The 11,581-nt window shown below is 60.7% G+C and carries 7 protein-coding genes and 1 pseudogene; 4 read left to right on the forward strand and 4 right to left on the reverse strand.

Annotated elements, in window-relative coordinates:
- Nucleotides 1-3,162 carry an autotransporter outer membrane beta-barrel domain-containing protein gene (locus SBC1_RS21845; RefSeq protein ID WP_165096415.1) on the forward strand — a complete coding sequence of 1,054 codons (3,162 nt, stop codon included), beginning with the start codon at nucleotides 1-3 and terminating at the stop codon, nucleotides 3,160-3,162.
- Nucleotides 3,163-3,335: 173 nt separating this feature from the next.
- On the opposite strand, the gene SBC1_RS21850 is transcribed toward SBC1_RS21845, so the two are convergent.
- A complete protein-coding gene (locus SBC1_RS21850; protein ID WP_241202261.1) occupies nucleotides 3,336-4,055 on the reverse strand; it encodes an ABC transporter substrate-binding protein in 720 nt (239 codons plus the stop codon).
- A 353-nt stretch (nucleotides 4,056-4,408) separates the two neighbouring features.
- Between SBC1_RS21850 and SBC1_RS21855 the strand changes: the two are divergent.
- Nucleotides 4,409-4,762: pseudogene (locus tag SBC1_RS21855) on the forward strand (acyltransferase); the annotation flags it as partial.
- Nucleotides 4,763-4,854: 92 nt separating this feature from the next.
- On the opposite strand, the gene SBC1_RS21860 reads toward SBC1_RS21855, so the two are convergent.
- Nucleotides 4,855-6,045, reverse strand: coding sequence for an NADH:flavin oxidoreductase (locus tag SBC1_RS21860; protein WP_165096406.1), 1,191 nt, complete (start codon nucleotides 6,043-6,045; stop codon nucleotides 4,855-4,857).
- A 192-nt stretch (nucleotides 6,046-6,237) separates the two neighbouring features.
- Complete coding sequence (locus SBC1_RS21865; protein ID WP_165096403.1) at nucleotides 6,238-6,879, reverse strand: glutathione S-transferase family protein; 642 nt, start codon at nucleotides 6,877-6,879, stop codon at nucleotides 6,238-6,240.
- Between the two features lie 380 nt (nucleotides 6,880-7,259).
- Between SBC1_RS21865 and SBC1_RS21870 the strand changes: the two genes are divergently transcribed.
- Together SBC1_RS21870 and SBC1_RS21875 are read left to right on the forward strand one after the other, a co-directional pair.
- Entirely contained in the window at nucleotides 7,260-8,849 is a 1,590-nt protein-coding gene (locus SBC1_RS21870) for an MFS transporter (protein ID WP_165096400.1), read from the forward strand.
- 166 nt (nucleotides 8,850-9,015) lie between these two features.
- Complete coding sequence (locus SBC1_RS21875; protein ID WP_165096396.1) at nucleotides 9,016-9,927, forward strand: LysR family transcriptional regulator; 912 nt, start codon at nucleotides 9,016-9,018, stop codon at nucleotides 9,925-9,927.
- Nucleotides 9,928-10,025: 98 nt separating this feature from the next.
- Here the strand turns inward: SBC1_RS21875 and SBC1_RS21880 are convergent, their stop codons facing one another.
- Complete coding sequence (locus tag SBC1_RS21880; RefSeq protein WP_165096393.1) at nucleotides 10,026-11,573, reverse strand: efflux transporter outer membrane subunit; 1,548 nt, start codon at nucleotides 11,571-11,573, stop codon at nucleotides 10,026-10,028.
- Nucleotides 11,574-11,581: the final 8 nt, after the last annotated feature.

Consider the following 11,581-nt stretch of genomic DNA (forward strand, 5'->3'; position numbering starts at 1 on the left):
ATGACTCATCAAGTTCGTTCGCGAGCGATCTCGCTTGCACCATCACTGCTGCTGATACCTTTTCTCCTGAGTCCTATTGCGGCGGCGGCAGCGTGTGCTGTGAACGGCCTCGATACGGTTTGCAATTCAACCTCGCCGAACCCTTGGGCCACACCCATCGGCACCGGCTATGTCGCGGGCAACGACAATCAGACGGTCATTGTCCAGAACGGTGCGATGATTACCACGGGCGATGCATCGGCAATCAGCCTCGCTAACAACGCCAACATCACGGTTCAGTCAGGCGGCACGGTCAGCAACTACGCCGTGAATTCACACGGCAACTATGGCACCGGCGCCAACACCATCGAGTTTCAGGACAACGGCATACTGACCGTGCAAGCCGGCGGCAAAGTGTTGTCCAACGGCACGCAGGACATTGCCGAGGCCGTCAACATTCAAGGCCAGGGTAACGTCATTGTCAACAACGGCCTGATCCAGGCAATCAACGCCGGCGCTATCTGGTTCCAGAACAAGGTCGGCGGCAACACGGTCATCAACAATGAAACCGGCGTGATCCAGTCGCCCGGCAGCGTGATCGGATCGAGCGGCGACGCGCCTGTCGATTTCACCAACAAGGGCAAGGTGATCGGCGACATCGTATTCTCGGGTGGCGACGACATCATGCGCATCTACACCGGCTCGTCGGTGACGGGCACGATCGACGGCGGCGCGGGCAACAACCAGTTGTTCCTGAGCGGGCTCGGTACAGATACGCTGACTGGCAACATCGTCAACTTCCAGACGCTCATCAAGACCGACACGGGTACATGGACCGTCAACGGCATCCTGCCGGGCGTGCAAAGCGCTGAAGTGGCAGGCGGCACGCTGATCCTGACCGGCGATAACAGCACGTACACGGGCCAGATGCTTGTCGATGCCGCGGGTACGCTTCAAGCGCGTGCGCAGAGCCTGCCGGCCGCCATTACGGACAACGGCCTGGTCCGCTTCGCGCAAACCGATGACGGCACCTACGCGGGCTTGTTGAGCGGCACGGGCTCGATCGAAAAAACCGGTGCGGGCACGTTGTTCCTCGCGCCCGCTGCGACCGGCGGCAACACGTATTCGGGCGGCACGCTGATCACGCAGGGCACGCTGAATATCGCAGCCGATAACGCACTGGGCGCGACCAATGGCGGCGTCACGTTCAACGGCGGCACGCTGCAGTTGAACAATGACCTCGACCTCGCTGCGACCCGTGCAATCTCCATTGGTGCGAACGGCGGGACGATCGACACGCAGCAATATTCGTCGACGCTCTCGCAGGCGGTGACCGGTACCGGCTCGTTGACAAAGCTCGGCAGCGGCGTGCTCAGGATGAACGGCGTGAGCACCTACGGCGACACGAACGTGCTGGCGGGCACCCTTGCAGTCGGCGACGCACAACACAATTTGGCAAGCATTGGTACGGGCACGACGACGGTTGCCGCCGGCGCCACGCTTGGCGGTTTCGGAACCGTGCTCGGCTCGGTGACGAACGCGGGAACGATCGCAGCGGCGAACGCGTTGCCGGCTTTTTCTGCATCGACTACCGGCACCTTTGCGATCCGCGGCGATCTCACCAATAACGCCACGATCAACCTGGCGGCTGCATCGGGCACGACGGGTAACGTACTGAATGTGAGCGGCAACTACGTCGGCAATAACGCTCAGTTGATCGTGAACACCGTGATGAACGCGGGCGGCGCGGCGTCCAACCAGTTCACCGACCAACTGGTCATTGGTGGCAACGCGAGCGGCAGCACGACCGTGACGGTGCGCCCGAGCGGGCTGGGCGCGCTGACGGTAGGCGATGGCATCAAGCTCGTCCAGGTGAACGGCACCGCGGCTTCCAGTACCTTCCATATGATTGCGCCGGTTCAGGCCGGGGCATACCAGTATCTGCTGTATCAAGGTGGTTCGGGTCGTCCCAACGACTTCTACTTGCGCTCTGCGCTTGAGAGCGTACCGGTGACGCCTGTCACTCCGGTGGCTCCTGTGGCTCCGGTGACTCCGGTGACGCCCGATACGCCGGTCACGCCGGTCACGCCGCCCGTTACACCGACGGCACCAACCACGCCGACCAACCCTGGCGCGGTCGTTACGCCGGTGACGCCGATCGTGTCCGCGGGCACGCCGAACTCCACGCCTGCTGGGCAGCCTTCGGTCATTGCGTATCGCCCGGCTGTAGTCGGCTACACGATGACACCATCGCTCAACCTCGACTACGGTTTCTCGATCCTGAACAGGCTGCATGAACGTGTGGGCGATGTTGCGAGTCTCGAGAACGCGCAGGGAACGTATGGCAACGGCGTGTGGGGACGTATTGGCGGCCAGAGCCTGAACGCCAACTCCGGCGATCGTTTCTCCGCCGATGAACGCACATTCTTTGCGGAGTTCGGCAAGGACTGGACGCTCTCGACCAACCCGGCCGGTGGCAGCACGCATGCGGGCGTCACGGTGACCATCGGCTCGTCTTCCGCAACGTTCGAAGACAGCGCACGCAGCCTCAATCCGGCGCTGACTTCCGCTACCGGCTCAGTCGAAACGCAGGCGCAATCGCTCGGCGGCTACTGGACCAAATACTTGAAAGACGGCAGCTACTTCGACGCCGTGGCTCAACTCACCCACTATCACAACAACTACGGCGATGTGTACGGTGGCGGCGCTTCGCAGAACGGCGTTGGCACGGGCCTGTCCGGTGAAGTGGGCAAGCCGTTGCTGATCGGATCGACGACGATTGCCATCGAACCGCAAGCCCAGTTGATGTACCAGTACCTGCATCTGAACGGTTTCGACGACGGCATCTCGCCGGTATCGAGCACGTCGAGCAACGCGTTGCGCGGACGGGTCGGCTTCCGGATCTTCAAGGCGAACCTGACCAACGACACGAAGACGGGAACAGCAACGCCCTACTTCACCGCCGACGTGCTGCACGACTTCCTGAACCCGGGCAACACGGCGGTGGATGGCGCGGCGTTCAACAGCGGTCTCTCCAAGACCTGGTATGAAGTCGGCGTGGGTGTCACCACGAGCATGAGCAAGTCGTCGGAGATGTATGCCAACGTCAAGTACTCCCGGAATATTGGCGGCGACTATCGTCAAGGAGTGTTCGGTCAGGTTGGATACCGATATAGCTGGTAAGCGCTGTGTGTGAGCAGTTGTCTGGGTAATGTTGTTCAGTTAAGCCCTTGTCAGAAAAGCCGCGCTCGGAAACGAGCGCGGCTTTTCTTTTTTGTATTGGAAGGGCTGTGTGTGTCTAACGCGGAATGTTCCAGTTCGGTCTCACTGCAGCTATGAGGTGCACCCACGGCTTGCTAATCGTTGTCTTTCGCAACGACCGCGCCCGCGATTTGATGACGCTCCAGGGATGCGGCGACAAAGCCCGATGCTTTCATGTCTTCAACGAACGCCGACAGGTATGCGGCCGCTTCATCGCCCTTCGCTTTTGGCACACCCATTGCCTGACGGATCACCATGAAACGTTGATCGAGAATCCGCAATCCGCCTGCCTTCGCGGCATCTCTTTCGAGCTGTTGCTTGACGCCTGCCGCCACGTCCAGATGCTGATCCAGAAAACTTTTCACCACTGCCGGGGACGTTGGAATCCGCACGATCTTCGCGTGATGCAATTCGCGCGTGAGGAAAAGATCGTACGCGCTGTCTTTGCCAACGGCGACAGTCACGCCCGGTTGATCGACCTGATCGTTGGTGGTAATCGGCGACGTGTCGTGCACCAGGTAAAAGCCTTCAATCAACACATACGGTTTCGTGAAACTGATCTCATGCCCGCGCTTCGGATCGACGGCGAAGAAGCCGACGTCGGCCTTGTCCTGACCTACGTTATCCACGGACGCGCCCGCTGACTTGACCACAACCAGTTGCAGCGGCACACCGAGACGCCGGGCAAGTTCGGTGGCGAGATCGACCGATACGCCGACCGCCTTGCCGCTTGATGGATCGATGCTCGCCAGCACCGGATTCCCGAGGTTGATAGAAGCGCGCAGCGTGCCGGTCGGCGCAAATGCCTTCACCATGGATTCGCCTGCCTGCTTTGTGGGTTGTGAAGCAGACTGTGTTGCGGTCGGTGGCGGGAGGTTCGCGCCTTGGGTCTGCGCGAACGCGGAAACGGATAGAGCGGCGCCGATGGCCAGCACAACTGCCAGCACGACCGACCGCGTTGCAATGAGACCCGTCCGGCGTTTCATCGTTGAAAGCTTCGTCATCTTGGGATCCCCTTTATTAGCTTTAGCGGATCGGCGGAGGCCCTATGCATGCGCTCGTCGCGGACTGCTCAGCGGAAGTTGGATGATGTGCACTCTATTGCGTTTCTTATACACGTGTGCCGTCCTGGTATTGCGATTTCATTTCGTCGAAATCACGCTGCGCGCACCTGATTACATTGAACACCGTTCGTCGCTGGGCTGAATTGGGTGCCATCAACGTGCGCACGTTCTATCGCTTGTTAATCGTCCGGATTGTTCCATGCTTCCTCCTCGTGATCGCTTTGGTCAACCTGCTCGCGGTCTGCGGCGTAGGGATTTTCCAGAACCACGCGGGGTCCAAGGCACCAATCTCCTTCTGGCTGGTGAACGCCGCGGCTTTAACATTCTGGCTGAACGTCCTGATGAACTGGCACGGGTGAGTCAACTACCCTTTGGGCGTTCTATGGTCGTCGTCGGTGGAGGAAGTGTTTTACGTCACATTCCCGATCCTCTGCATTGCGCTGCGGCGGGAGTCACGCTTCGGCCGCCTGCAGGCAGATCCGTTCGCGGCTCACGGAATGGCCGCTTTTGGTAGTCCGGCATCAATCAGGAACCTGACGCGGTCTCTCTACTATACGAGGGCCTTCAGAACGTTCGGGTCCCAGTCGTTCAACTGATCGATACGACCATCGCGGACCTTGTTAGCCCAGTCAGGATTGACGAGCATGCCGCGACCGACGGCAATCAGGTCGAAGTCGCCGCGGCCGAACAGTTCGAGCAAGCGGTCCAGTGACGCGGCGTTGCTGCCGCCGCCCATCAGGGTGTCGATGTGCTCTCCCGTCATCCCGATGGAACCCACTGTGATCGTCGGTTTGCCCGAGACCTTCTTGGTCCATGCTGCAAGGTTGTAATCCGACCCGAACTCGTTTTCCCAATAACGGCGTGTCGAGCAATGAAACACGTCAACGCCCGCATCCGTCATGATGCGCGTGAACGCTTCGAGTTCCGCCGGCGTGTCGAAATTCCTGGCTGTAAAGTCCTGCACTTTCCATTGCGAGATGCGTAGCGAAATCGCGAAGTCCGGACCCGTCATGCGACGGATTTCCGCAATGGCGTCGGCGGCCAGTCGCGCGCGATTGCGTAAGGAACCGCCGTACTGGTCTTGGCGCTTGTTAGTGCCGGGCCAGAAGAACTGGTCGAGCAGATATCCATGAGCCGCATGCAGTTCGACGCCGTCGAAGCCGACCATCTTTGCGTTGATGGCGGCCTTTCCGTACGCCTCGACGATCGAATCCAGGTCTGCCGGCAGGGCAGGCTCGCCGTCCTGAGTTGTCGGCTTACCTATACCGCCAAAAAGTCCCGACGGCCCGACGCGACGCGGTGGCCGATAATCGTCGCCCTTCGCTGCGTACAAACCATCAACCATGTGCTGTTTCATCTGCCCTACGTGCCATAGCTGAGCCAGGATCGGCGTGCCTTCGGCATGCACCGCGTCGACGACCTTCCTCCAGCCTGCGAGCGGCTGAACGCCGTACATGCGCGGAACGTCGGCTTCGTTGGCGGCTGCATCATGTGGCACCCACGCGCCCTCTGTGATGATGAGTCCCGCGCCGCCCGCCGCGCGCTTGCGGTAGTAATTGGCGTTGTCGTCGGTGGGAACGCCGTGTTCGGCCATCGTGCGGGTCATCGGCGACATGACGACCCGATTCTTCAACTCCAGCGCACCCACCTTCAACGGCTGGAAGAGTCCAGCGGTTCGGCCTGCGCTGAGCGGCCTCAGGTTCGCGCCCGGCGACGTGTCGGTTGTGTGAGTCTCTTTCATCAGTAAACCCCTCCCGGATAAGCGCGCTTCGTTTCGACCGTGAAGCGCGCGGTCAGTTGATACTCATGGCGCCGCTTCAATATCGACATCGCGGCTTTAGACATTGCTTTGGCGTGTCCGCCATCGTGCGACACAGCGTTCCATCGGCGATGGCTATGGCTATGGCGATGCTGAACACAATCGTCCGAACGCTCAGGCCGCCAATTGCTCCTTGTGCCGGCGAACTACATCGGCTTCGTCCTTGAGCGCTTTCTGTGCCGATGGCCGTGCTTCGACGCGTGCGACGAAAGCCATCAAGTGCTTAAGGTGGTCGAGCTTCACGCCTGACCGTTCGTGCCACATCGTGGCCCAGACATACGCGTCCGCGACCGTGAATTGCTCGCCAGTGAGATACGAGCGGCCGTCGGCCAAACGCGCATCGAGAGCAGCGTAAGCGGTGAGCAGTTTGTTGCTCGTGAACGCCACCCCTTCAGCGGTCATGAGTTTGCGCATCAGCGGAATGTGCTTCTGCGCGATCTCGGTTGCGATAAATGTCAACAGCTGGTCCAGCCTGACGCGCGCAAGCGTGCCATGAGCTGGAATCAGTCCGCGCTCGGGGTGTTGATCGGCGAGATACGACGAAATGACGATGGTCTCGGTCATCCGTTCCTTATCCGCGTTATCGAGCTCGAGGACCGGCACGTAGGCGAGCGGATTGACGTTCGCGAAGCGCGTGTTGTCGCTCGTGGTCTTGCCGAATACGTCGTAGTGAACAAGTTCAGGAGACAAGCCTAATTCGTTGGCTACGGCCTGGACCGCCAGAGAACATGTCGCTTGAGCAATGTAGAGTTTCATTGGAGCGCCTTTCAGTTGAGTGAACGTCGAGTGGATGACTGGTGGGCGGCGGCTAGCCGGGAGCGGGAAATAAGAGGCACACCGTTGAAGACGCACACCGTTGGGATGAAGTATTGCGAGATTCGCCCTCGCGATAAACACCGGTGCAGGAGTCACTCTGTCATTCTCGCGGCGACAATCTGTGCGCGCGTGGAGAAGCACGTCTCTCCGCCGGGATCGCGGCAAAAACAATTGTCGCTTTCAGGGAGACGCTCTGAACACCGATGCGCCATTTATCGATTTCGCTGCAGTCTTCAAAATTGCGCGCTTCTACAGCCCGTTGAAAGAGCGCGACGCTCTGGTTTATCGCGGCTGTTCAACGCTTGCCGACAGGCCCACACATGAATCCTCAAACGCCACATGGCGCTGACCGAACCAAGCTGCTCATTCTTGCGGCGGTTTGTCTGTCCGCGCTGGTACTTCCTCTCGCATTTTCCGGAGGCGCAGTCGCGACTCCAGCAATCGGCCGTGAACTTGGCGGCCGCCCTGCAATGCTCACGTGGGTCACCAACGCCTTCATGCTCAGTTTCGGCAGCCTGCTGATGGCTGCCGGTGCGCTAGCCGACCAGTTCGGCCGCAAACGCCTCTTTGTCCTTGGACTCGGCGGATTCATTGTCACTTCGTTCGCCATGAGCCTTGCGCCATCAACGTTATGGCTGGATATCCTCCGGGGAATACAAGGCATCGCCGCCGCAGCGTCGCTGTCGAGTGGCGCCGCATCGCTCGCGCAAGAGTTCGACGGCCATGCACGCACACGAGCATTCAGCATGCTCGGCACGAGCTTCGGCATCGGCCTTGCGTTCGGTCCGCTGATGGCCGGCGCGCTCATCGAGCACTTCGGATGGCGCTCGATTTTCGTCGTCATTGCCGTCATCGGCGCGGTGGCTTTCGTCTTTGGCGTGCCACGCATGCGGGAAACGCGTGACCCGGGCGCGACCGGTCTCGACTACCCCGGCACCATCACGTTCACGGCGACGCTCGCGCTGTTTACCGTTGGCGTGATGCAGGCGCCAGAGGATGGCTGGGGCAGTCCGCTCGTCGTGACTCTCCTGGTATTGTCGGCCGTCATGCTGGTCGCCTTCGTGGTGGTCGAGACGCATGTGAATCGTCCGATGCTCGACCTGAGTTTGTTCCGCTACCCTCGCTTCGTGGGCGTGCAAATTCTCCCGGTCGGCACCTGCTACTGCTATATCGTGCTTATCGTGCTGCTGCCTTTGCGCTTTATCGGCGCGGAAGGTCTCGATGAAATGCATGCCGGCTTGCTCATGATTGCGCTGTCCGCGCCGATGCTTGTCGTTCCCATGCTGGTTGCGTCATTGACGCGCTGGCTGTCTGCCGGTGTGCTGTCGGGCATCGGCTTCCTCATCGCGGCCATCGGCCTTTACTGGCTGAGCCTCGCGGACTTCAGCGCAAGCGGAAGAGCGCTCGTGATGCCGATGCTCGTGATCGGCATCGGCGCGGGCATGCCATGGGGATTGATGGACGGACTGTCAGTGGGCGTGGTGCCGAAGGAACGCGCCGGCATGGCGTCAGGCATTTTCAGCACGACGCGGGTTGCCGGCGAAGGTATTGCACTCGCTATCGCAACCGCTATCCTCGCTGCACTCGTCCATACGAGTCTTGCCCGCGTCGTCCCCGATACATCGGCGGAGATCCACGCACGGATCTCCGAAGCCGCGCAGCGCATGACCGCCGGTGACATGGTGCACGCAGCCGCTGCGCTGCCCGCACTCAGCCGGCATGCGCTCTCGATGAGCTACGCTGACGCGTTCACGAGCCTCTTGCATGTGCTGATCGTCATTACGCTGCTATCGGCCCTTGCTACGTTTGCGTTTCTGAGCAAAATGCCGCCGCAGGACGATGAACCGGGCGTGGCGGCAGACAAGAAACATGAGGAAGAGAAAGCTGTCGCCGAGGAGATGATTGCCTGACGGGATTTGAAATCGAACTGATCAATGGGCCGTCTCCGGTGAGACGGCTTTTTGCCATGTCTGCAGGGCGTCCGCGCAGGGTTCCACGTCGGTCAGCGCTTTTCCGATGTAGGCTGTGCACTGCTGATAGCGGGTCGTCTTCACAATTTGCCGAACGGGTAGAGAGATGAATGAACGCGTCGATGCACCGATGGCTGAGATTGTAGTATTCGTAGCAGTCGCCCAGACCGGGAGTTTCACTCGTGCTGCCGAGGACCTCGGAAGCAGCAAGTCCAACGTCGGCAAGGCTGTGCAACGACTGGAGATGCGGCTCGGCACGAAGCTCTTTCAACGCACCACACGCGCGGTGCGGCTTACCGAGGATGGGGAAACCTATCTGGTTGCCGCCCAGGACGCGCTCAATGGACTGCGCGAGGCCGAACAGCAGCTTGCCGCAAGGCGCTCGGAACCCGTCGGGCGGGTGAAGATCGATTTACCGGCGGGGTTTGGGCGTCTGCTCTTACCCAGCTTTATCGCGCTACGCGAGCGGTATCCGAAACTCACGCTCGAGGTGGCGCTGACCGACCGGATGTCAGATCCAGTTGGGGAAGGCTGGGACGTCGTTGTGAGGATCGGCACGCTGCCTCAGGACAGTGAGCTGACGGTGCGCAAGCTGTGTGACCTGCGCCTCGGCCTGTATGCGTCGCCCGATTACCTCGAGCGGCGCGGCAAGGTGAAGTCCCTCGCCGACCTGACAGAGCATGACGCGATAGTTTTCCGGGGCCCCACCGGTCGTTTGCGAGCGTGGACGGTGCAGGACAGCAACCATGTTCGCGACGTGTCGCCGTCGCCGGTACTCGTCCTCGCCGACGGTCAGGCACTGGTCGAGGCCGCGGTTGCGGGCTTCGGCATCGCCCAGATTCTTGACCGCGTAGCGCTTCCCTATGTGCGCACGGGAGGACTGGTTCATCTGCTGCCGGACACCGACACCGATGGGCCGCCGGTCCATGCCATTATTTCGCTGGGTCAGAAAATGGCCGCTAAGACTCGAGCCGTGGTCAATCATCTGGCCGAAACGCTTCAGAAAACTTCTGACTAGTCAAAGCTCGTTGCGTTGCACCGCTTCAGAACAGAAAACAAGAAGGCCCATCCTGTTCTCTGATGGGCCCGCTTCAAAGCCAATCAAACCGCCTTCGACTACTTCTGCGTAGGCAACACCGGTGCAGATAAAGCAGGCGTCATCGTGGCCGCAGCCAGTTGAGCCGGAGGCGGTTCAACCTCGCCCCATCCGCCTCCGAGCGCACGAATCAGATTCACCGTGGAGGCGGCCCGCGCGCCCTGCAGCTGGATCGCAGCGCGGCGGGATTGCAATACCGTTCGTTGAGCGTCGATGACGTCCAGATAGTTCACCGCGCCTTCGTCGTATTGCACGCGGGACAGATCGGCAGCACGCTGCGATGCGTTGACCGCGTCGTTCTGCGTCGCGGTCTGCGCTTCCAGAATACGCAAATCCGAGAGGTTGTCTTCGACTTCGCGAAACGCTACCAGCACCTGGTGGCGATAGTCCGCCACGTCCTCTTCATACACGGCCTGGGCATTCGCGAGATTGCCCTTGCGGCGTCCACCATCGAAGATCGGAAGGTTCAGCGCGGTTCCCGCCAGAGGACCGAGCAGGAACGCACGGCTGCTCCACTTGAAGAGGTCGCCAAGCGTTGCCGACTCGAAACCGCCGGTGCCCGTCAGGGTCATCGAAGGGAAGAACGCAGCCTTCGCCACACCAATCCGGGCATTGGCTGCAGCCATCGCACGTTCCGCGGCCGCAATGTCCGGACGGCGTTCGAGCAGCGATGACGGCAATCCAGGCGGGATGCGCACGTCCACGGGCTTGAGCGGGTCACGGGCCATGGTGAACTCCGCCGGAGCACTTCCGAGCAGCACCGCAAGGCTATGTTCGGAAGTCGCACGCAAGCGTTCCACGGTCATCGCGTCGGACTGCGCGGTTGCCAGTTCGGCCATGGCGCGGGAGACATCCAGCTCAGTGATTTCGCCTTCCGTATAGCGGCGTTTGACGAGTTTAAGTGCCTGTTCGCGCAACTCAACCGCCTGTGCGATGACTTGCATTTCCGCGTCAAGTTCGCGCACCGCAAAATGGTTTTGCGCGACGTCGGCCTGAAGCGCGAGCAGCACCGAACGATACAACGCCTCGTTGCGTTGCGTGTCGGCTCGCGCTGCGTCGACCGTAGACGAAACCCGGCCGAACAGGTCGACTTCATACGAAGCGCTTGCCTGAGCACGCCAGAAAGTCTGCTGCGGTACGTTCGCGCCATCGGGTTCGAAGAGCGACGCGGCGGACGCTTGTTGACGCGTCGGACCAAACCCCGCGTCGAGCGATGGGAACAGCCCCGCGCGCGCCGCCTGGTTCATTGCTCGGGCTTGCTTCACCCGCGCCGCCGCTGCCTTCAGGTTCTGGTTTGCGTCCATCGCTCGCTGTTCGAGGTCGTTGAGTTGCGGGTCATCGAATACCTTCCACCATTCGCCTCGGGCGATGTCTTCGGACGGCTGTGCAGTCTTCCACGTTCCGCCTTCTGCCTGAGTCAACGTCTGCGGTGCTTCCTTGAAGGTAGCCGTAGTCGGAGTGGACGGCGCTTCATACGTCGGCGCCAGCGAGCATCCGGCGATCACCAGCAATGCTCCGAGCAGGACCGAACCGGTGAAAGCGCGTTTAATCGATAGAAATCGTTTCATGATGTTCT

The sequence above is a fragment of the Caballeronia sp. SBC1 genome, from assembly GCF_011493005.1.
Taxonomy (GTDB): domain Bacteria; phylum Pseudomonadota; class Gammaproteobacteria; order Burkholderiales; family Burkholderiaceae; genus Caballeronia.